Origin of the sequence: Haemophilus aegyptius (assembly GCF_900475885.1) — a bacterium.
GTDB classification, from domain to species: domain Bacteria; phylum Pseudomonadota; class Gammaproteobacteria; order Enterobacterales; family Pasteurellaceae; genus Haemophilus; species Haemophilus influenzae.
In genome coordinates, this window is the sequence record NZ_LS483429.1 from 156,648 (window position 1) to 176,853 (window position 20,206).

Annotated in this window: 23 protein-coding genes and 1 pseudogene; 9 read left to right on the plus strand and 15 right to left on the minus strand. The window is 37.4% G+C overall.

All coding sequences use genetic code 11. The features are described from left to right. The first annotated feature begins 2 nt into the window (after positions 1–2). Positions 3–350 (plus strand): hypothetical protein, encoded by a 348-nt coding sequence (locus DQN49_RS00735; RefSeq protein WP_006995516.1) that lies wholly within the window; start codon positions 3–5, stop codon positions 348–350. Between the two features lie 134 nt (positions 351–484). Here DQN49_RS00735 and DQN49_RS00740 read toward each other — a convergent pair whose 3' ends face one another. The 11 genes and pseudogenes from DQN49_RS00740 to DQN49_RS00790 all read right to left on the minus strand — a co-directional run bounded on the left by DQN49_RS00740 (position 485) and on the right by DQN49_RS00790 (position 9,247). Next, the gene (locus DQN49_RS00740) at positions 485–1,246 is read right to left on the minus strand and encodes a HugZ family heme oxygenase (RefSeq protein WP_005652481.1); all 762 of its coding nucleotides are present in this window, start codon (positions 1,244–1,246) and stop codon (positions 485–487) included. A gap of 175 nt (positions 1,247–1,421) precedes the next feature. Next, positions 1,422–3,065, minus strand: a complete 1,644-nt coding sequence (locus DQN49_RS00745) for an ABC transporter substrate-binding protein (RefSeq protein ID WP_013527308.1) — start codon at positions 3,063–3,065, stop codon at positions 1,422–1,424. Between the two features lie 146 nt (positions 3,066–3,211). Continuing rightward, positions 3,212–4,603: an MDR family MFS transporter gene (locus DQN49_RS00750; RefSeq protein WP_006995514.1), complete on the minus strand. Its 1,392-nt coding sequence runs from the start codon at positions 4,601–4,603 to the stop codon at positions 3,212–3,214. Next, a complete protein-coding gene (gene mobB / locus DQN49_RS00755) occupies positions 4,600–5,115 on the minus strand; it encodes a molybdopterin-guanine dinucleotide biosynthesis protein MobB (protein WP_006995513.1) in 516 nt (171 codons plus the stop codon). Before mobB ends, DQN49_RS00750 begins: the two co-directional genes overlap by 4 nt. Positions 5,116–5,268: 153 nt before the next feature. Next, positions 5,269–5,466, minus strand: a pseudogene (locus DQN49_RS10330) (hypothetical protein). A 71-nt stretch (positions 5,467–5,537) separates the two neighbouring features. Beyond that, the gene (locus tag DQN49_RS00765) at positions 5,538–5,972 is read right to left on the minus strand and encodes a SoxR reducing system RseC family protein (protein WP_005648296.1); all 435 of its coding nucleotides are present in this window, start codon (positions 5,970–5,972) and stop codon (positions 5,538–5,540) included. Then, a complete protein-coding gene (locus tag DQN49_RS00770) occupies positions 5,966–6,739 on the minus strand; it encodes a class I SAM-dependent methyltransferase (RefSeq protein ID WP_006995512.1) in 774 nt (257 codons plus the stop codon). Before DQN49_RS00770 ends, DQN49_RS00765 begins: the two co-directional genes overlap by 7 nt. Further along, positions 6,721–7,812, minus strand: coding sequence for a tRNA (uridine(54)-C5)-methyltransferase TrmA (gene trmA / locus DQN49_RS00775; RefSeq protein WP_006995511.1), 1,092 nt, complete (start codon positions 7,810–7,812; stop codon positions 6,721–6,723). Before trmA ends, DQN49_RS00770 begins: the two co-directional genes overlap by 19 nt. 143 nt (positions 7,813–7,955) lie before the next feature. Continuing rightward, positions 7,956–8,291 carry a DUF413 domain-containing protein gene (locus DQN49_RS00780; RefSeq protein WP_006995510.1) on the minus strand — a complete coding sequence of 112 codons (336 nt, stop codon included), beginning with the start codon at positions 8,289–8,291 and terminating at the stop codon, positions 7,956–7,958. A gap of 61 nt (positions 8,292–8,352) precedes the next feature. Next, positions 8,353–8,970, minus strand: a complete 618-nt coding sequence (gene dsbA / locus DQN49_RS00785) for a thiol:disulfide interchange protein DsbA (protein WP_006995509.1) — start codon at positions 8,968–8,970, stop codon at positions 8,353–8,355. Between the two features lie 10 nt (positions 8,971–8,980). Beyond that, on the minus strand, positions 8,981–9,247 hold the full coding sequence (locus DQN49_RS00790) for a YihD family protein (protein WP_006995508.1): 267 nt from the start codon (positions 9,245–9,247) through the stop codon (positions 8,981–8,983). A 64-nt stretch (positions 9,248–9,311) separates the two neighbouring features. Here DQN49_RS00790 and mobA point away from each other — a divergent pair, with 64 nt between their 5' ends. Then, positions 9,312–9,890, plus strand: a complete 579-nt coding sequence (gene mobA, locus DQN49_RS00795; protein WP_006995507.1) for a molybdenum cofactor guanylyltransferase MobA — start codon at positions 9,312–9,314, stop codon at positions 9,888–9,890. A 138-nt stretch (positions 9,891–10,028) separates the two neighbouring features. Here mobA and DQN49_RS00800 read toward each other — a convergent pair whose 3' ends face one another. From DQN49_RS00800 to DQN49_RS00810, 3 genes are all read right to left on the minus strand, one after another. Further along, positions 10,029–11,021, minus strand: coding sequence for an amidohydrolase family protein (locus tag DQN49_RS00800; protein WP_005648312.1), 993 nt, complete (start codon positions 11,019–11,021; stop codon positions 10,029–10,031). Between the two features lie 197 nt (positions 11,022–11,218). Continuing rightward, on the minus strand, positions 11,219–12,976 hold the full coding sequence (locus DQN49_RS00805; RefSeq protein ID WP_006995506.1) for a DUF3413 domain-containing protein: 1,758 nt from the start codon (positions 12,974–12,976) through the stop codon (positions 11,219–11,221). Between the two features lies 1 nt (position 12,977). Further along, positions 12,978–13,196 (minus strand): YejL family protein, encoded by a 219-nt coding sequence (locus tag DQN49_RS00810; protein WP_005625990.1) that lies wholly within the window; start codon positions 13,194–13,196, stop codon positions 12,978–12,980. A gap of 125 nt (positions 13,197–13,321) precedes the next feature. On the opposite strand from DQN49_RS00810, the gene yejK reads away from it, so the two are divergent. The 4 genes from yejK to DQN49_RS10335 all read left to right on the plus strand — a co-directional run bounded on the left by yejK (position 13,322) and on the right by DQN49_RS10335 (position 15,915). Then, complete coding sequence (yejK, locus tag DQN49_RS00815) at positions 13,322–14,338, plus strand: nucleoid-associated protein YejK (protein ID WP_006995505.1); 1,017 nt, start codon at positions 13,322–13,324, stop codon at positions 14,336–14,338. Between the two features lie 65 nt (positions 14,339–14,403). Next, a complete protein-coding gene (gene bamE / locus DQN49_RS00820) occupies positions 14,404–14,817 on the plus strand; it encodes an outer membrane protein assembly factor BamE (RefSeq protein WP_005655664.1) in 414 nt (137 codons plus the stop codon). Positions 14,818–14,870: 53 nt separating this feature from the next. Next, positions 14,871–15,554 (plus strand): response regulator, encoded by a 684-nt coding sequence (locus DQN49_RS00825; protein WP_006995504.1) that lies wholly within the window; start codon positions 14,871–14,873, stop codon positions 15,552–15,554. A gap of 190 nt (positions 15,555–15,744) precedes the next feature. Then, positions 15,745–15,915 (plus strand): ATP-binding protein, encoded by a 171-nt coding sequence (locus DQN49_RS10335; RefSeq protein ID WP_231902540.1) that lies wholly within the window; start codon positions 15,745–15,747, stop codon positions 15,913–15,915. A 114-nt stretch (positions 15,916–16,029) separates the two neighbouring features. Here the strand turns inward: DQN49_RS10335 and epmA are convergent, their stop codons facing one another. Next, entirely contained in the window at positions 16,030–17,001 is a 972-nt protein-coding gene (gene epmA / locus DQN49_RS00835; RefSeq protein ID WP_005686046.1) for an elongation factor P--(R)-beta-lysine ligase, read from the minus strand. A 210-nt stretch (positions 17,002–17,211) separates the two neighbouring features. Here epmA and frdA point away from each other — a divergent pair, with 210 nt between their 5' ends. The 3 genes from frdA to frdC are packed head-to-tail and all read left to right on the plus strand — an operon-like array spanning position 17,212 to position 20,194. Continuing rightward, positions 17,212–19,011, plus strand: a complete 1,800-nt coding sequence (gene frdA / locus DQN49_RS00840; protein WP_005663061.1) for a fumarate reductase (quinol) flavoprotein subunit — start codon at positions 17,212–17,214, stop codon at positions 19,009–19,011. Continuing rightward, positions 19,004–19,774, plus strand: coding sequence for a succinate dehydrogenase/fumarate reductase iron-sulfur subunit (locus tag DQN49_RS00845; protein ID WP_005639269.1), 771 nt, complete (start codon positions 19,004–19,006; stop codon positions 19,772–19,774). The genes frdA and DQN49_RS00845 overlap by 8 nt, the downstream gene beginning before the upstream one ends. A 9-nt stretch (positions 19,775–19,783) precedes the next feature. Beyond that, positions 19,784–20,194, plus strand: coding sequence for a fumarate reductase subunit FrdC (frdC, locus tag DQN49_RS00850; RefSeq protein ID WP_006995502.1), 411 nt, complete (start codon positions 19,784–19,786; stop codon positions 20,192–20,194). Positions 20,195–20,206: the final 12 nt, after the last annotated feature.

Consider the following 20,206-nt stretch of genomic DNA (forward strand, 5'->3'; position numbering starts at 1 on the left):
TAATGAATTTAGAAAGACTTAACGAAATTGAAAAACCATTACTCCACATCGTTAAACATGATGTTGTGCCAGCCCTAGGCTGTACCGAACCCATTTCTCTTGCTCTGGCATCCGCTACAGCGGCGAAATATTTAGGCAAAACACCTGAACACATTGAAGCAAAAGTTTCGCCTAATCTGATGAAAAATGGATTGGGTGTTGCTGTGCCTGGAACTGGCATGGTGGGATTACCCATTGCTGCGGCAATAAAGGTATTGTCGAACATGATCTTGATCGAACTATTGATAATCTCTGCGCTATTGTATCAAAAAGTATGCAACATATCGACAGACAAGTTATCGAAATTATAGTAAGCAAGCCTTGTCCTTAATGAAAATAAAGTGCGATAAAAAATAAAGAAATTTCAATTTCATTGGAATTTATCGTAAACAAAAGGGTGAGTATAAATTTACACTCAACCCTTTATCTTCATTAAGAGACAATATTATTTATCACTTTCTTTTTCGTGTGGATTACCTTTGACACCAATATGAGAAATTTCCCCATTAGCATCAATCAAATAAGCTTGGCCAAAACCTCTTACAAAACGACCTGTTCCAAATGTAAGTTCAACTAAATCAAAATCAGTAAATTCACGAATTGTTTTAATTCCGCCTACATCATTCATAGTTTCGGCTAATTTATCTAAGACTTTTTCAACAATTGGATCTTCACGAGGAATAAAACGTGCACTTGCTTTATAACGTAAGCGAGTACGCACAATAATTGACTTCGCTTTGTTTTCATCTTCTAAAAACATCACTTCTACTTGATTTGGATTGCGTTTTAAATTCTCATAATGCTCTGCAATGGCACTGATATAAATATAATATTTTCCATCAAAGAAAATAATTGGTGCATAAGACGCCATAGGTAAGCCATCTTTATCTAAAGTAGAAAGCACACAGCTTTTAAACTCTTGACGAAATTCATCAATTTTAGCCTTGATACGATCGTAATTTGCAACTGGTTTATTTTCTACACAAAGATTGATGATTGCTTGTTTAATTGAACCTGCGTCAGCTTGTTGTGGAAATTCCACACGTAATGTTTTGCCACCATTATATTTAAAATCTAAACCAGCAAAATCTACATTAACTAACGTCACATCTGTAATTTCCTTTTCGCCACCAAATTTTTTACAAAGGGCAGCCATATCATCTTGATGATGATCATTCATATGAGTGATAATTCGATTGAAATCCATTTTTGTTCCTTATATTAACAATTAATTTTTATTATTCTACGGAATCATATCCGATAGAAATAATGCTGAGCATTATACTCAAGTTAAAGTTATTTAACATATTTTTTACAGAATAATCCTTGATAAATAAAAAGCCCTTATAAATAAGGGCTTAAAATAAGTAAATCAATATGAATTATTTACCATCAACACTCACACCATAAAAAGCGTCATAGCCAAATGGGCTTTGTACATAACCTTTTACGCGAGGACTAAGTGGCGCAAAACCAACAGAGTGGGCAACTGGAATCCAAGGTGCTTGATTATGGACAATAACTTGAGCTTGTTTATAAAGTTTCGCACGTTCTTCCTTATTGGTTAATCCAATAGCCTCATTGAGTAAAGCATCAAATTCTGAATTATTGAAACGTGCCATATTAGAATTACCTATATTTGAGCTACCTAATAATGGGGATAAGAAATTATCAGGATCGCCATTGTCGCCAGACCAACCAAAGATACCCGCAGTTAATTCTCCCTCTTTTGCTCGTTTTCTATAATCAGCCCATTCATAAGTCACTGGGTTAGTTTTTACACCAATTTTCGCCCAATCCGCCATAATTAATTCAGCCATACGTTTTGGATTTGGATTAGAAGCACGAATAACAGGTTGAATCCAGAAATCAGTTTCAAAACCATTTGGATAACCCGCTTCTGCTAAAAGTTGTTTTGCTTTTTCTGGATCGTACGGATAATCTTGGATTTCATCATTATAACTCCAAATTGTTGGAGGAAGTGGGTTTTTAGCTGATGTTCCTGCGCCTTGATAAACCGCTTCAATAATCGCTTTTTTATCCACTGCGTAATTCAACGCTTGGCGCACTTTGACATTATCAAACGGTGCTTTTTCGGTATTGAATGCGATATACGCTACGTTCAAACCTTTTTGTTCCAAAAGTTGTACTTTTGGATCGGTTTTCATTTTGGCTAAATCCGCTACATTTGGGAATAAAATTAAATCGCAAGTACCCGCCTGTAATTTTGCATAACGTGTTGTTGCATCAGGCACAATGCTAATGACTAAACGATCTAAAGGTGTTCTACCTTTCCAATAATTTTCATTCGCAACATATTGTATGGCTTGATCTGTTTTATAATCCACAAAAACAAAAGGGCCTGTCCCCACTGGGCGACTATCAAGCGTTTCTGGTTTACCCGCTTTCAGCATTGAATCAGCATATTCTGCAGAATAAATAGAAATAAAATCCATACCAAGACTAGCCAAGAAAGTCGCATCTTTCTTGTTTAAGGTAATACGAATTGTGTTATCGTCTACTTTCTCCACTGATTTCAACAATTTAGGGAATTTCATTGCTTTAAAATATGGATAAGTCCCCTTAGATACATTGTGATATGTATGATTTGGATCTAACTGACGTTGGAATGAAAATACAACATCATCTGCATTAAAATCACGTGTCGGGGTAAATTCTTTTGTTGTGTGGAATTTAACCCCTTTTCTCAAATGAAAAGTATAACTTAAGCCATCATCGCTAATTTCCCAGCTTTCAGCTAAAGCTGGTTCAATATCCGTTGAGCCTTTTTTAAATTCAACTAAGCGGTTATACACTTGTTGTGAGCTTGCATTATAAGAAGTACCCTCAATTATTAACGCAGGGCTAAATCCCAATGGAGCTTTCACTGTGCAATAAACGAAAGTATTATTTGACGAGGATTTTGCTTCAGTTTGAGCGGTAGATTTATTTGCCGAGCTAGATTGATCACAAGCTGCCAAAACAAGAGTTGCAGCGGTGAGAGTTAATGTTGCTTTTAGTTTCATAAGCATACCTCAATGTTAGGCAGAGAATGCCCCACCATTTATGGTTAAACGATGGAGCTATCTCCACCAACAAGAAATATCAATAAGATATAAGCAAATTTCCCTTTTTTTAAATAAAAAAATCCTATGGATTATAACAAATTAATCTAAGGCATTTTTCGTAAATGATCGCCATCATTTTTGTGTAATTTCATAAGCGACCAAACAAGGGCGATTACAAAAAGTGATGAAGTTAAAAAAGTATAGCTGAATGCCTGTTGTAAGCCATCATTTGCGCTAAAGAAATGTCGATAAAGATTTAAGATTATTGATGACACAGCAATACCAAATCCAATCCCCACTTGCTGTACAATACTTAATACGGTAGAGCCTGTGCCAGACTGTTGTTTTGAAAGATCGCCTACAGCCAGCGTATTAATTGAAGTGAAAATTATCGACATACAAGCACCGTACCACATAAGATTACAAATAATCCAAGTTAGAGAACTTTGTTTATCTAACCAAGCCATTGAAATCACAGAACCTGCCATCAAAAGTGCGGATGAAATTAACGTGGTTTTATAACCCCAACGATTTAAAATTCGTCCAATTAATATTTTCAACATCACAGAAATTAACGCAATCGGTGCTAATAACCAACCAGACATTTCAGCACTGTAACCGAAAGATAATTGAAACATCAAAGGTAATAAAAAGGGCACACCAGATGCAGATAATCGAATAAAAATATTGGCAATAATGCCTAATCTGAATGTACGAGTTCGGAAAAGGGATAAGGGTAAAATGGCATTTTCATTGTTTTTAGCATAGCCACAATAAGTTACGAGTAACAGAATACCAACAACTAATATGCTATAAGTTACACTTGAATTATGCTGACTTTCGCCGAGTAAATCCAAACCAAGCGTAATACCAACTAACCCCAATGCAAAGAGTAAAAAACCTGTCCAATCTAACTTCTTTGCCTCGCCCTTGATATTGTTCATCACGCTGCCCGATGCCAAAATTCCTAGTGCACCAATTGGAATATTAATTAAAAAAATCCAGTGCCAACTGGCGTGAATGACTAACCATCCACCTAAAATAGGCCCTAGAATTGGCCCAATCAAACCTGCAGTTGCCATTAAATTCCAAGCATTCACTAATTGTTGTTTGGGGACAGCTTGAATAATAGCTAAACGCGCAACGGGCATCATAAAGGCACCGCCTATCCCCTGAATCACTCGGGCTAAAATAAGGCTCTCTAAATTAGAGGCCGCGGCACAAGCAACTGAACCTAAAATAAACGTGAAAACTGCACTACGAAAAACGGTCAATGTCCCAAATTTTGCCGCAGCCCAAGCGGTAAGAGGAATAAATAATGCAACAGCTAAAGAATAAGCGATGATCGCCATTTGCATTTCAAAGGCGGGTTTATGTAAATCGGAGGATATCGCTGGTAAGGCAGTATTAAGAATGGTGGCATCTAGGCTCTGCATAAAAAGCGCCATTGCTGCTACCCAAGCTAAACCGCGATAGGCATTAGATTCAGTAGTCATCGTGCTCCGTGAAAATGGTGCAACCAATTTTCAATAAAATCGGCAATTTGCGGAATGCGGTTAATATCCAACAAAGTGCGATCAATTTCAAGGGGATAATTCGTCGCAACCGCCACTACATATTCATCAATTTCGGATAAAGGTTTTGTCATTTCTTGACGATGGAGCAAAATCTTTGGAATTGGCTCTTGTTTAAACCCCTCCACCAACACTAAATCTGTTAAAGTGCGGTCAAATTGTTGTGCTAAATAATCCAATGAAACAGGTTTTGGCGTTTCCGTCATAATCGCCCAACGTTCATCATTCGCTAAAATGACTTGAGAAGAACCAGCCTCTTTCATACGCCAACTATCTTTTCCTTCTTTATCAACTTGCATATTGTGATGGCTATGTTTAATCACCGAAACGCGAATGTGACGAGCGATAAGTTCTGGGATAAGTGTTTCTAATAATGTTGTTTTACCACTACCGCTATAACCAGTAACGCCAAGTAAAGGAATCTGATTGTTCATAAAAATAACCTTAAAAATAACCGCACTTTAGATACGGAAAACCCCGAAAGATCGGGGTTAATAAATTAAGAATGTTTTGCTACATAATTGGCAAAAATAAGTCCACCGATAGCAAGAAGCGCAACAATGCCAAGCCCTATAGTAAGCCACATATTATTTTCCCTCCACTAATTGACGAAATTTACTCCCCATTACGAGACAAGCATAAGCAATAACGAGCAAAAAACTAATATTTCATCCTTTTAGGAAAAGCGGTTGCTCGCCATAAAGTATAACAGGCATTGCTAGAATAGCAACTTTTGCCACATCATCACTAAGTTTTGACCAAGCCTATAAAGAGCTTTTTTCAATGGGTAATTTAAATAACTAGCTTTATAGTTTGCGATCTAGATCGCAGAAATAATAAAAAGCGAATAAAAAACTTAAGATAATATGCGCAATAAAACAGGCTGAAATTCTGTTTGTTGCCCTAATTTTCTGCTATAAGATTTTACAAAAATGAAAGAAAGTGCGGTTAATCCGAAGATTAAAATGGCACGCAGGATTTCATTATCGCTGATATAATCGGACAACATAGTCACAATCAATAAGGTCAAAAGCGGTACAACATACATCAATAATGCCGACAACAACATTGATTTTTCTTCTAATCCAATTTCAACAATTTGACCTTCGCGTAATGGCATTAATGTTTCCACATTAAAAATATGCTCGCCACGTTTACCGTTTAATTCGGAAAGGCTTGATGTTCCACAACTGTTTTTAGCTGCGCATTGACCACAGGCACTTTGGGATTGGCATTTCACTTTGGCAATGCCATTTTCATAGCTAATAACAACGGCACTTTCTCTTAGCATCGTGATGCTCCCATATAAATATCAAAGCGATGATTTTTCGTTTCACGGCTAAAGTGCGGTTGTTTTCCACAAAGAAATTCCGCATAGTCAGGACGCTTCACGACCACACGTTTTTTAGCTAATTGTAGTGCAGGTAAAAGCAATTCATCAGCATCTAAATCAGCCCCGACTAAATGCTGGAATACTCGCATTTCCTTTTTTACTAGTGCAGATTTTTGTTTATGCGGATACATTGGATCGAGATAAACCACATCGGCATAATCGCTATTAGGATCAAGTTCATTAATATGGTGAACATTCAGCAAGCGCAAATTTTGTTGCAACATCTCGCCGATTTCCTCATCTTGATAAGCACGATTTAAACCATCTTGCAGAAGTAAAAAAACAACAGGATGGCGTTCTACTAAACGAACTTGGCAGCCAATCGAGGCTAACACAAAGGCATCACGTCCTAGACCAGCTGTTGCATCAATAACCGTTGGCAATTCTGAACCTTTAATACCTACCGCTTTTGCTATGGCTTCACCGCGACCACCACCGAATTTACGACGATGAGCCATTGTACCACCAACAAAATCAACATAAACCGCTCCGAGTTTAGGTTCGTCTAGTTTACGAAGTTCTAAACGTTCATCCGTTTGAACAAGCGCAAGTGGGCTCTTTTCATGATGAATAATGTTGTGTTCAGCACAAAGTGCGGTCAATTCTGCTAATGTTTTTTCTGTCGATTCAGAAATCAGCTGAATTCCTACTTGCGAATGAGCCATACGCCGCTTTCCATGTGGTCAGTGTAAGGGAATTGATCAAATAACGCCGCTTTTTCAATGCGGTGCGTTTTTGAAAGTTCAACAAGATTATCACACAGCGTATGTGGATTACAGGAAATATACAAAATGCGATCGTAATTTTGTACAAGTTTCACTGTATCAGGATCAAGCCCTGCGCGAGGTGGATCGACAAAAATGGTATTACATTCGTAAGATTTTAAATCAATTCCTTTCAAGCGGTTAAAGGCTCTAACCCCATTCATTGCCTGCGTAAATTCCTCTGCCGACATACGGATAATTTGTAAATTATCCACTTTATTTTCAGCAATATTAAATTGTGCGGCGGCTACAGAAGGTTTGGCGATTTCGGTTGCCAATACCTTACGGAAATTTTGTGCAAGTGCGATAGAAAAATTACCGTTTCCGCAGTAAAGCTCTAATAAATCACCTTCGCTATTTTGGGTACAATCAATTGCCCATTCAAGCATTTTGCAGTTTACCGTTGCGTTTGGCTGGGTAAAACTATTCTCGACTTGGCGATAGACATAATTTCTGCCATTCACAGGTAAAACTTCGTCCACATAATCTTGCTCAAAACAGATTTTTTGTTTACTTGCACGCCCGATTACTTGCACATCAAAATCTTGCTTTTCGAGTAAATCTTTTAGATTTTTAGCCGCACTTTCCCATTCTTCAGTGAGTGTTTTATGATAAAGCAAGCTCACAATAATCTTATTACTCAAGGTGCTAAGGTAATCAATTTGGAATAATTTTTTGTGTAGCACTTCTTGTTGTTTTAACAAAGGTAATAAGGTTTGCATCATACGATTAATTAGCATGCTGGCGATTGGAAATTCATCCACGCGATAACGCTGCAGCGTCGCTTGATCAAACATAATATGGTAAAAATCATCTTGCTCGTGCCAAATACGAAACTCCGCACGCATGCGATAATGACTTGTTGGAGAGTCAAAAACTTGAATATCTGGTGCATTGAAAGGGCGCAAAAGTGCGGTTAATTTTTCAAGTTTTTTTTGTAGCAGTTCGTTGTATTGAAAAATCGGTAATTGCATAGAAATTAGTATTCATAGGGTGTATGAAGACGAATTGTTCATACAAAGATAGGAGAATAAAGTTATCAGCCGTGAATTACGCGTGATTTCACAAGCTATTCAAAAACAAAAGGCAGACTTCCGCCTGCCTTATTTAACGTATCTTATTCGCCGGAATAATCTTCACCGCCAGAGGCAGCTTCACTCACATCACTAGATAAGGTGTAAACACGTTTTTTAGTGTTAATACGAGTACGATATTTATTCCAAGTTTTTTCAAAGAAAGTCTCTGCTGCGCGCTCACCACGGCAAAATGCGATGAAATCTTTTTCTTCTTTAGTCGCTGGCTCACGTTCCCCTAAGTCTAATGCTTTGAACGCTTGACCATATTGCTCAAGCACCTGTGATTCTTTAATTGTGTAATCACCGTGACGGGAAAAACCACGTGGGTAGTTTTTGTCGTCAAAGAAACGACGCGTTACGCTAAAACTTGCAGCCATAATATTCTCTCTTCTTTCATTAATATTTACAAAATAGGGCAGGCATTAAACCAATTTTTCGTTATTTTTGCAATAAACCTTTTACGGTTTGCACATAATCTTTCACGAAATCATCGTAATTTAACCCTTCAGGGTTTACACGGAATTTTCCATTTACATAAAAATCAGGTACGCCACGCACTTTAAATTGTTCTGCGACATTTACTTGTTTATTAACTAAACCATTCACTGCAAAACTACTAATGCCACCATCAAATTGCTCGGCAGTTACACCATTTGATAAGAAGATAGCTCGAATATCATCCATTGATTTCAAGGCATCCTTTTGAGCCGCTTCAAATAATGGTGATTTTACTTTACTTTCTGCACCTAATGCCATTGCTAACGCCCAAGCACGTGTTAAGTTTTCAGATTGATGACCTAAGAAATTCACATGATATTGTTTAAACTTCACATCTTTTGGTAAAGCATCTACGACTTGTTGTGGAATTTTGTATTCCATTTCAAAGGCGTAACAATGCGGGCAATAGAATGAGAAAAACTCAATCACTTCTTTTTGCTGTGAAGCCTGTTGACTCACTTGAACATATTGTTTGCCTTCTTGTAAATCTGCGGCAAAACTATTTACAGACATAAGCGTGCTGACACCTAAACCTAACGCAAGTAATACTTTTTTCATTTCTTTCCTCTTATTTAATGATACCGCGAGCACGGAGCAATGCGGTTTTAAAATCTTCTTCGTAATCTTTTTTGAGACCCGGAATTGGCTCATATTTATCTGTACCATCCATTTTTAACTGATAAATAATCACTTCATCAGTTAATTCATTTAATGGTTTTTGGAAACCTGATTCATTGGCAATTTTTTGCAAAATTTCCATTAAGCTCAAATCCGAGCCTTTAGACCAATAAAACTGTAAAAGTTCCAAAACTTCATTTAAACGCTTACATTTCATTGCTATTTCCTTTTTAATCGTAAAAAATAGGCAAATGATACTTGAAATAATGATAGATTAAAATATGACAATCACAATAAGCGCGGTAATTTTGGCAGGTGGCAAAGCACGCAGAATGGGCGGGCAAGATAAAGGATTACAGATTTTAGGTAAACAATCTTTAATTGAACATGTTATTAATCGCTTACAACCACAAATTCATCAGATTTCAATTAACGCTAACCGAAATCAAACAGAATATGCAAAATTTGGCTTTCCTGTTTTCTCCGATGAACTGCCCGATTTTCAAGGGCCATTAAGTGGCATGCTAACAGCTCTAGAAAAGACAAAAAGTGACTTTATCCTTTTTACACCTTGTGATACGCCTTTTTTTCCTATGAATCTTTTAGATAAACTCAAAAGTGCGGTTAAAAATGACCGCACTTTAATTGCGTATGCTTGCGATGAAGAACGTGAACATCCCGTTTTTTGTTTAATGTCCGTTCAGCTAAAGGAAAAATTGCGACACTATTTAGCATCGGGTGAACGACGCCTTTTACAATTTATGAAAGAAAATGGCGGGATTTCAGTAAAATTCGCGCAAGAAGAAGGTAACTTCGAGAATTTTAATACGCTAGATGATTTAAAGAAAACAGTCATCTAACCGAACACTAACAAAAGTGCGGTTTATTTTTATTATTTACGAGCACCAAATATCGCAATCAATTCTTTCACTTTTACGCGTTTTTCTGGGTTTTAAAATAGTTATGGTAACTAGCTGGCTTAAACCCACCATACGCAACTAAATTAGCTCTAGTCCTAACACTTTACGACCGTTAATACTTGCGATATTGACCATTTCATCTAAGTGAGGGAAACGGCAACCCGCAGCTAATAGGCTTAATTCTTGCCATAAATCGCCTTCACATAGAGGAACCATGTAATCACAAATATTATCTGTGCCTAGGGCAACAGTGATACCTTCGGGGATCATTTCATCTGCTGGCGTGAGCGCATTATGGAATGGCATAAGATCTTCTTTGCGATTACTGTCAATCCATGCCATCGGACAGGCTATCATCATCATTTTGGCTTTACGCATTTTTTCGTAAAGTTTGTAGCGATATTCTTTTGAATGTGAGCCAATGGAAATACCATGGATACCTACAACTCGCCCCTCCATTCCGTGTTCAATGGTTTTGTCGCAAAGTTGCTCGGTTTCTTTTTCACTTGGATTGTTGAATTGGTCTACATGTACATGACACATAATTCCAAGAGATTTGGCCTTATCTAACAAGATATCCATCGCTTCTAAGCCACGTCCATAATCCAATTCATCACGATATGGTAAGCCGCCAATCATATCTACCATTTCTGCACCAATATCAAACCATTTACGCGCAGTGGGTTCGATTACCCCTTTTAAAGTTTGATTGGCAAATTTCAAAATAATGTCATGTTTATACACTTCGCGGGCTTTGTGTGCGGCAATAATTGCACGATCTTCACAAATTGGGTCTATATCGACAAAAGTACCAAATGCGGTTACACCTTGGGATATCATTAATTCAATAGATTGGCAAAAACGTGCGTAATAATCATCAACACTGGAAGTGCGTTTTACTTCATCCACTAAATCCCATTTTTGTTGCAAATTACTACTATGATAAATCCCAATTTTCTCTGGCGTCATCGTAAAAGCGCGGTCAGCATGAGCATGGGCATTTACCCACCCGCCTTTTTTGATAATTTCATCGCGAATATAGGTTTTAAAACTACGAACATGGCTTTTCATACAAACTCCGTAAAAAAGAAAGGATAAAAAGACGAGAATGTATATTAATTGAAAGGTACTGTAAGTACGGCGAGAAGCATTATGATAATGTTATGAAAAACTCACGGATTTTCATTAATAACATTTTTCAGTCTTAAACTGAGGCGTGAGTATAAAGACTTAAGGGCAAAAAATCCATTCTTTTGTGCACTTATAGATTATTTTTCAAAGAAGAAATTTTGTAATTGGAAGGCTTCTAAAAAAATTCCAAGTGGCGGTCTGTCTGAAGATTGCTCGATATAATCTTTATCGAATTTTTTGTAATTCCCTTTGCGATCAATGTGATATTGTGTTCCATCAGGTTGAATCACCACATTCCAGCGGAAATTCGAGGCAAGTACCCAGTCATCTCCTTTAAGATCAAAGAGATTGCGTCCCTGACTATAATCCATCAACGGGTTTTCTACACGGAATACTGTCTGCATTAATGCAGAGAAAATATCCGCATGATTACTTAATCCATTTTGTTTACCTACGGGTAAATCTTTCCAATATACAAGCAATGGCACTTGAATTTCATCACGCCCAAAGTAGTTTTCTCGCTCTTTTTGATTCATTTCATTAAAGGTTAAACCATGCTCTGACGTGATGATGACTAATGTATTTTCAAGCGGTGTACTTTCTAACACTTTTGCTAAAAGAGAATCAATGTCTTGCAAAGTGCGGTCATAATCTGATGGGTTTTTAGCCTCCAAGGCTAAATCCAAATAAGCAAACCAAGGTGAGTCAGTTTTTTGTGCTTTAATAAAATCATTGAGATTTTTTACCGCACTTTCATTATTTGGTTTGTTGGTTTTATTCGATGAAAGTTTTATTTCACGAAATAATGCTTGGCGGAAGATGCTATCTTTGAAATTCGTAGCAGAAAATAAACCCAATTGATAATTTTCAGCACGTAATTTTTCAATTAAAACAGATTGGGTATGATTGCTTAAAATGCTATCGGTGTAATTTGCATTTAGCCCGTAAAATAATCCAATTAAGCCTGCGTTATTACTATTGCCTGTGCTGTAATGATTAGTGAATTCCGTTGAGCTTGTTGCAAATTTAGCAAGTTTTGGCATCTTTTCATTAGAAATCGCATCATGGCGTAAACCCGAAACCGTTACGAGCAGAATATTAGGTTTGTGCGTAATTGGTGCATAAGTGAGTTCTTTTTTCGGATAATCAATTTTTAAGGCATCTAAACGACCTTCTTGCGCCAATTTTTGCGTATATTCTTCCCCATCCAAGAAACCGTGTTTTTCTAAAAAAGAACGAGCTGTCATTGGATAAGATAAAGGGAAATTAGAGCGTTGCATGGTGATCGGACGATACAAATAAGCATCTGCCCAAGCATAAATTAAATGCGTCGCGATGAATGTTGTGGTTAAGAATATACCAGTGCCTTTTAGCCATTTTTGGCGTTCAAGACTACGTAACTTTTCCCAACTCCAGCGAGAAAATAACATTTGTGCCAGTAAAATTATTGGCATTGGTGCAAAGAAAATTTGCCAATCGCGCGACATTTCACCATTTTCTGGATTGACCAGCAAATTCCATACAACAGAGGATAAATGCAGATTAAAACGATTGAAAACGGCGGTATCAAATAACAATAAGGTTGTGCAAATCGTGGAAAAAATCACGGTTAATCCGCGAAAAGTGCGGTGATTTTTAACAATGAAACTCAGAGGAAAGACCACCAGTAAGTACAACGCAAAAACGTTGAAACTGAAATGCCCGAGCAAACTCACAAAGAAATAAAGTTTTCCTGCGAGAGTATCTGGCCAGTCAATGATAAAGGCATAACGTGCACCAATAAGAATAGCAACAATAATATTAAAAAAGGCAAACCAATGACCCCACGAAATTTTTCGTGAAACGTCATCGCGGTATTGTTTGCCGCTGAAGGAGCCTTTTTTAATCCATTTCATATTAACGTGTTTTTACCGCATTAATTAAGGAGTTCGAAAACGCTTGAGCCAATGCCTCACGTTGAGTTTGCGGCACGCTGGTAGTTAATAAATTACTTGCCATGTTACCCAATGCGATTAAGGATAGATCTACAGGGGCTTTATGTTTTTCTAATACTGCGATCATATCGTTTACAATCGCACTTAATTGAGCATCAGAATATTTAGAATGTTGAGCCATAATGTTAAAAATAAAAAAAATTTGGCTTATGATACCCGATTATTTGGTAGAACCTAAATAATTTCTTTTTTCTTGCTTAAAAAGTGCGGTTATAATTTGCGGCAAATTTTTCAAAGGTGACAAAAATGAGTATTACCGTTAATCAAATTGTTTTGCATCAGTTAGTCAAAAATGTGGATGGCGACAGTATAAAAATGGAAAGCGTATTACGCGACGAGTTGCTGTCCATTACACCAGAAGTAGAACAAATGATGTTACAATTGCATCAAGGCTATCAAAATAAAGCTAAGGCTTTTGGCGTGTTTCAGGAAAAGTCTATATTTGCACAACATTTAAATCGTTTATTAGAGCAAGAAATTGAGTTTTTGGGTTTTAGTCAATATTCAACAAAATTGCTTGCAGATGAGCTAGGTAAATATAACTTTGCGGAAAGTGGCACCTTGATTTTATGTCAATATAATTTCTTAGCGACAGATTATTTGTTTATTGTATTGCTTGATAGCCGCCATAGTATGTTAGTCGATGAGCATTTAGATATTCGCCGTACAGAATATTTGGATATTACTCAGTTTGATATTGCGGCACGGATAAATTTGACGGATTTGCAAGTAAATGCGAACTCTAATCGTTATTTAACCTTTATAAAAGGCCGTGTTGGTCGCAAAATTAGTGATTTTTTTATGGATTTTTTAGGTGCCGAAGAAGGATTAAATCCACAAGTTCAAAATCAATGTTTATTGCAAGCTGTGAGTGATTACTGCGATCAAGGCGAACTCAACAAAGAGCAAACTCAAGCGGTAAAAAAACAAGTGTTTGAATATTGTAAAGGTCAGCTTTCAAATGGTAACAATATTGAATTAAGGGAACTTTCTGATTCATTACCCACTCTAAACGAACAGCCTTTTGTCGTCTTTACGGAAAAACAGAATTATGGTTTGGAAGAGAGTATTCCACCAATACGTTCAACATTGAAATCGCTAACAAAATTCTCTGGGTCAGGAAAGGGCGTTACCCTAAGTTTTGATGCGGAATTATTAAATACACGTATTCAATGGGATCCTATGACAGATACCCTAACCATCAAAGGCTTACCACCAAATTTAAAAGATCAATTACAAAAGGCTTTAAAATCAGAGAATTAATTTGGAAATACACCCAATTTTGGATATTATTTGACAGAACTTTTGCACAAATTAAGGTAAAGAAAATGCAAGTTAAAACACTTTTAGGCGCAACCTTTTTAGCATTAAGCCTCGCTTCTTGTTCCACCGTTGAAAAAGTTGTATATCGAATTGATGTACCGCAAGGCAACTATTTAGAGGCGACTACCGTTGCGCAAGTTAAAGAAGGCATGACTGCTCAACAAGTACAATATTTGTTGGGTACGCCAGTATTAGTCGATCCTTATAATAGTCAGACTTGGTACTATGTGTTCTTACAACAACGTGCCTATGAAACGCCAGTTCAACATACGCTAACCGTAAAATTCGATCCGCACGGTATCGTGACAGAAACCCATCTTGATAAACCTTTACCACAGGTTTCACAACAAGGCGAAAATAACACCATTATTGAAACAGGTGAGAAACCAAAATCAAGCTGGTGGAAATTCTGGAAATAATCTTTTTATTTTCACCGCACTACAATAAGAATAATTGGTAAAAGGAATCTCCAATGTCAAAACTCTTACTCGTTGATGATGATATTGAATTAACTGAACTACTTTCTACACTTTTAGAACTTGAGGGTTTTGACGTTGAAACTGCAAATAATGGATTAGAAGCATTACAAAAACTCAATGAAAGCTATAAGCTGGTTTTACTTGATGTAATGATGCCAAAGTTAAATGGTATCGAAACATTAAAAGAAATTCGTAAAGTCTCTAACATGCCAGTGATGATGCTAACAGCAAGAGGCGAAGACATTGATCGCGTATTAGGCTTAGAATTGGGAGCGGATGATTGTTTACCCAAGCCTTTTAACGATCGTGAACTTATTGCAAGAATTAAGGCGATTTTGCGTCGTAGTGCATCTCCTTCAAATAATATATCAAATGTAGAAATCCTTTCCTTTGACGGAATTACTCTCCACTTTTCTCACGGAATTGCAACCTATAATGAAGAAAATCTAAATTTAACTGATTATGAATTTAAGATTCTGTGTTTATTGCTTAAATCTAAGGGAAATGTGGTAAGTCGAGAAGAATTAAGTTTAGAAGTAATGGAAAAACCACTCACTCCATTTGACCGTTCTCTTGATATGCACATCTCTAATTTAAGACGCAAATTACCAGAACGAAAAAACAAGCCATCTTGGTTTAAAACTTTACGCGGAAAAGGATACGCTTTAGTTACCTAATTTTTATGAAATTAGGTTATTTTTTCAATTTAAATCAACTCACTATCCAAACATTTCTTATGTTTTGGTTTTCTTTTTTTCATAATGATGAACCTTGTGATCACTGTACCTAATTTCGATCTCAGAATTTATTCCCCCATTAAAAGAAGCGAATATTGTTAATTATCAAAAAGAAATTCTTCATATTTTTATCCAAAAAGAAGAAAAAGAAGAATTCCTCAGGATCTGCATCAATGACAACGGATCTGGGGTAAATCCGAATGAATTTGAAAAAATTTTCACTCCGTTTTATCGCGTAGATGAAGCGCGAACTAGAGCGACTGGAGGCTCAGGATTAGGGCTTCAATTGTGTCTCATGTAATAAAGTGTTTGGGCTGAAAAAAGCCCATTAGGCGGGCTATCAATGAATATAAAATTCCCATTATGGATCACCCATTAAATAAAAATGATGATAATTTTTACCGCACTTTTACCTTTAAGCATTGTCCATAGCAAAAGAAATAACGTCATTAATTTTTTCACAATCTAAAGCGATCATCATTAAACGATCTATTCCTAATGCGACACCTGAAGCATCTGGCATACCCGCTTCTAAGGCAGCAAGAAAGCGTTCATCAATTTCTCGAGTAGGCAATTCACATTTTTGTCTTTGTTGATTATCTAATTCAAAGCGATGACGTTGTTCTTGCGCATCGGCAAGTTCGTGAAAACCATTGGCTAATTCTAAACCTTTATAATAGAACTCAAAGCGTTCTGCTACCCGCTGATCTTCTGGGCTTACTTGTGCTAGAGCTGCTTGTGTTGAAGGGAAATGATACACGGCAATAGGTCGTTCTTTTCCAATTTGAGGCTCAACGACTTCACTAAATAAAAACTGTAATAACGTATCGCGATCTTCATTATCTTCAGCCATAAAATTATGTTTACGTGCTGCTTCAATTAATTCTGAACGTTCTGCTGATAAGGGATCTAAGCCTACATATTCTTGGAAAACAAATTGGTAGCTTAAACTTTCTGCAGGTGGACAATCTAAAATTTGTTGGAGCAAATCATCTACTTCATTAATTAAACGATGCATATGAAAGTGCGGTCGATACCATTCCAACATAGTAAATTCTGGATTATGGCGATTTCCAGCTTCTTCATTGCGAAACACTTTACTGATTTGGAATATCGGCCCACTCCCTGCTGCAAGCAAGCGTTTCATATGATATTCAGGGCTTGTAGAAAGCCAAAGTGTTTTGGATTGTTCACCGAAAGGCGCAAGAAATTCCGTGCTAAAGGTGGAGAGATGTAAATCAGTGACGCCAAATTCACTTAGAACAGGGGTCTCTACTTCAAGCAAACCGCGTTCTGTAAAAAATTGACGAATTTCAGCAATAATTTTTGCCCGTTTAAGAAGATTTTTTATATCGGCAGAAGGTTGCCAATGATTAAGTGCGGTCATTTTTAATCCTGTTTTAAAAATTTTGCACATTGTAAACGAGAGCTACTCTCAACTCAATCTTAGCTTTTTTGAGGTAGATCACAAAATACGATCTTTTCCATCTTTAGACATAAAAAACGTTATTAATTTGTAACAAAAAATGGCACAATGCCCACACAATACTACCCTTTTAGGGGATTTATTTTTACTTTCTATTGATTGGAGGATATCGTGCAAACAGTTAATGTCGATATTGCGATTGTTGGTGCTGGTGGCGGTGGTTTACGTGCAGCGATTGCCGCAGCAGAAGCAAATCCTAACTTAAAAATTGCATTAGTTTCTAAAGTATACCCGATGCGTAGCCATACTGTAGCAGCAGAAGGTGGTGCAGCGGCAGTTATCAAAGAAGAAGATTCTTACGATAAACACTTCCAAGATACCGTTGCTGGTGGGGACTGGCTTTGTGAGCAAGATGTAGTGGAATATTTCGTGCAACATTCCCCTGTAGAAATGACTCAATTAGAACGTTGGGGATGTCCTTGGAGCCGTAAAGCTGATGGCGATGTAAACGTACGCCGTTTCGGTGGAATGAAAATTGAGCGCACTTGGTTCGCTGCAGATAAAACAGGTTTCCACTTATTACACACGCTTTTCCAAACTTCTATTCAATATCCACAAATCCAACGTTTTGATGAACACTTCGTATTAGATATTCTTGTTGATGATGGCCATGCTCGTGGTATGGTTGCAATGAACATGATGGAAGGTTCGCTTGTTCAAATTAATGCCAATGCGGTTGTTATTGCAACTGGTGGTGGTTGTCGTGCATTTAAATTTAATACCAATGGCGGCATTGTAACAGGTGACGGCTTATCTATGGCATATCGTCACGGTGTACCACTTCGTGATATGGAGTTTGTTCAATATCATCCAACAGGCTTACCTAATACGGGTATTTTAATGACCGAAGGTTGTCGTGGCGAAGGCGGTATCTTAGTGAATAAAGATGGCTATCGCTATCTTCAAGATTACGGTCTAGGTCCTGAAACGCCAATTGGCAAACCGCAAAATAAATATATGGAACTTGGCCCTCGTGATAAGGTTTCTCAAGCATTCTGGCAAGAATGGAAAAAAGGTAATACCTTAAAAACTGCGAAAGGCGTAGATGTGGTGCATTTAGATTTACGTCATCTTGGTGAAAAATATTTACATGAGCGTCTGCCATTCATTTGTGAATTAGCAAGTGCTTATGAAGGTGTAAATCCAGTAAATGAACCAATTCCAGTTCGTCCAGTTGTTCACTACACCATGGGCGGTATTGAAGTCGATTTCAATAGCGAAACACGTATCAAAGGTTTATTTGCTGTAGGAGAATGCGCATCTTCAGGTTTACATGGTGCAAATCGTTTAGGATCTAACTCTTTAGCTGAACTTGTTGTGTTAGGTCGCGTTGCAGGGGAATATGCGGCACAACGTGCAGTTGAAGCTCAATCGGTAAATCAAAGTGCGGTTGATGCTCAAGCAAAAGATGTTGTTGCTCGCCTAGAAGCTCTTCACAAACAAGAAGGTAATGAATCTTGGTCTGAAATCCGTGATGAAATGGGTACCGTGATGGAAGAAGGCTGTGGTATTTACCGTGACCAAGCAAGTATGCAAAAAGCAGTAGATAAAATTGCAGAGTTAAAAGAACGTTACAAACGTATTCGCGTATCAGATAATTCAAGCGTGTTCAATACAGATGTACTTTACACCGTTGAGTTGGGTTACATTCTAGATGTTGCACAATCTATTGCAAATTCAGCGATTGAACGTAAAGAATCTCGTGGTGCTCACCAACGCTTAGATTACACAGAACGTGACGATGTCAATTATTTAAAACACACACTTGCTTTCTACAATGAGAATGGTGCACCGCGCATTGAATACAGTCCGGTGAAAATTACTAAATCTCAACCTGCAAAACGTGTTTACGGTGCGGAAGCAGAAGCTCAAGAAGCAGCTGCGAAAGCTAAGGAGCAAGCAAATGGCTAATTCACCAGTAATGAATGTAGAAGTATTACGCTACAATCCTGAAATCGATCAAGAGCCACATTTAAGCACCTATCAAGTACCTTATGATAATCAAACTTCATTGCTTGATGCGTTAGGCTATATTAAGGATAAACTTGAACCATCTCTTTCTTATCGTTGGTCTTGCCGTATGGCGATCTGCGGTTCTTGCGGGATGATGGTAAATAACAAACCAAAATTGGCTTGTAAAACGTTCTTACGTGATTACAGCGGCCATATGCGTATCGAGCCATTAGCAAACTTCCCTATTGAACGCGACTTAGTGGTTGATTTAAGCCACTTTATCGAAAGTTTAGAGGCAATTAAGCCTTATATTATTGGTAACGAAGCACCAGCATTAGATGGTAAACCACATCCATCGAAAGAATTGCAAGTTAGCCGTACTAAACAAACACCAGCACAGCTTGAGAAATATCGTCAATTCTCAATGTGTATCAACTGTGGTTTATGCTATGCCGCTTGCCCTCAATTTGGTTTAAATCCTGAATTCTTAGGCCCTGCAGCTATTACGATGGCTCACCGTTATAATCTTGATAACCGTGACCATGGTAAAGCAAAACGTATGTCATTATTAAATGGTAAAAACGGGGTTTGGAGTTGTACTTTCGTTGGCTATTGCTCAGAAGTTTGTCCAAAACATGTGGATCCTGCTTCTGCAATTAACCAAGGCAAAGTGGAAAGTGCCAAAGATTATGTTATCTCTATGCTAAAACCAAAAGGCTAAGGGGAAGGAATGTCAGTAACAGTGAGTAAACGTAAAAAATATGTTCGTCCAATGACAGCGACTTGGTGGCAAAAATTGGACTTCTACAAAGCTTATATGCTACGTGAAGCGACTTCAATCTTTGCTGTATGGTTTTGTATTGTATTACTTTATGGTGTACTTTGCCTCGCAAGCAATCCAATACTGGGCTTAGACATTTTGAGCTTTATTGAGTTTTTAAGAAATCCAATTGTGGTGTTCTTAAATATTATTACGCTTATCGCAACGCTTTATCATACGGTGACATATTTCTTAATGACACCAAAAGTGATGAATATCATTGTGAAAAATGAACGCTTGCCACACCACGTTGTAAGAAATGCACTTTGGGCAGTAACCGCATTAGTTAGCGTGATTGCTTTAGTTTTAGTTTATATTTAAGGGAGAGAAAAA

Excerpts from the sequence above, each read along its gene's own strand:
- trmA (WP_006995511.1), bottom strand. The coding sequence starts at position 7,812 with ATGCAATTACCGATTTTTCAATACAACGAACTGCTACAAAAAAAACTT.
- DQN49_RS00745 (WP_013527308.1), bottom strand. The coding sequence starts at position 3,065 with ATGAAACTAAAAGCAACATTAACTCTCACCGCTGCAACTCTTGTTTTG.
- DQN49_RS00765 (WP_005648296.1), bottom strand. The coding sequence starts at position 5,972 with ATGCTAAGAGAAAGTGCCGTTGTTATTAGCTATGAAAATGGCATTGCC.
- mobB (WP_006995513.1), bottom strand. The coding sequence starts at position 5,115 with ATGAACAATCAGATTCCTTTACTTGGCGTTACTGGTTATAGCGGTAGT.
- DQN49_RS00790 (WP_006995508.1), bottom strand. The coding sequence starts at position 9,247 with ATGAAATGTAAGCGTTTAAATGAAGTTTTGGAACTTTTACAGTTTTAT.
- DQN49_RS00845 (WP_005639269.1), top strand. The coding sequence starts at position 19,004 with ATGGCTAATTCACCAGTAATGAATGTAGAAGTATTACGCTACAATCCT.
- DQN49_RS00805 (WP_006995506.1), bottom strand. The coding sequence starts at position 12,976 with ATGAAATGGATTAAAAAAGGCTCCTTCAGCGGCAAACAATACCGCGAT.
- DQN49_RS00735 (WP_006995516.1), top strand. The coding sequence starts at position 3 with ATGAATTTAGAAAGACTTAACGAAATTGAAAAACCATTACTCCACATC.
- DQN49_RS00770 (WP_006995512.1), bottom strand. The coding sequence starts at position 6,739 with ATGGCTCATTCGCAAGTAGGAATTCAGCTGATTTCTGAATCGACAGAA.
- frdC (WP_006995502.1), top strand. The coding sequence starts at position 19,784 with ATGTCAGTAACAGTGAGTAAACGTAAAAAATATGTTCGTCCAATGACA.
- bamE (WP_005655664.1), top strand. The coding sequence starts at position 14,404 with ATGCAAGTTAAAACACTTTTAGGCGCAACCTTTTTAGCATTAAGCCTC.
- epmA (WP_005686046.1), bottom strand. The coding sequence starts at position 17,001 with ATGACCGCACTTAATCATTGGCAACCTTCTGCCGATATAAAAAATCTT.
- DQN49_RS00810 (WP_005625990.1), bottom strand. The coding sequence starts at position 13,196 with ATGGCTCAACATTCTAAATATTCTGATGCTCAATTAAGTGCGATTGTA.
- DQN49_RS00800 (WP_005648312.1), bottom strand. The coding sequence starts at position 11,021 with ATGAAAAGCCATGTTCGTAGTTTTAAAACCTATATTCGCGATGAAATT.
- yejK (WP_006995505.1), top strand. The coding sequence starts at position 13,322 with ATGAGTATTACCGTTAATCAAATTGTTTTGCATCAGTTAGTCAAAAAT.
- DQN49_RS00825 (WP_006995504.1), top strand. The coding sequence starts at position 14,871 with ATGTCAAAACTCTTACTCGTTGATGATGATATTGAATTAACTGAACTA.
- dsbA (WP_006995509.1), bottom strand. The coding sequence starts at position 8,970 with ATGAAAAAAGTATTACTTGCGTTAGGTTTAGGTGTCAGCACGCTTATG.
- DQN49_RS00740 (WP_005652481.1), bottom strand. The coding sequence starts at position 1,246 with ATGGATTTCAATCGAATTATCACTCATATGAATGATCATCATCAAGAT.
- DQN49_RS00780 (WP_006995510.1), bottom strand. The coding sequence starts at position 8,291 with ATGGCTGCAAGTTTTAGCGTAACGCGTCGTTTCTTTGACGACAAAAAC.
- mobA (WP_006995507.1), top strand. The coding sequence starts at position 9,312 with ATGACAATCACAATAAGCGCGGTAATTTTGGCAGGTGGCAAAGCACGC.
- DQN49_RS00750 (WP_006995514.1), bottom strand. The coding sequence starts at position 4,603 with ATGACTACTGAATCTAATGCCTATCGCGGTTTAGCTTGGGTAGCAGCA.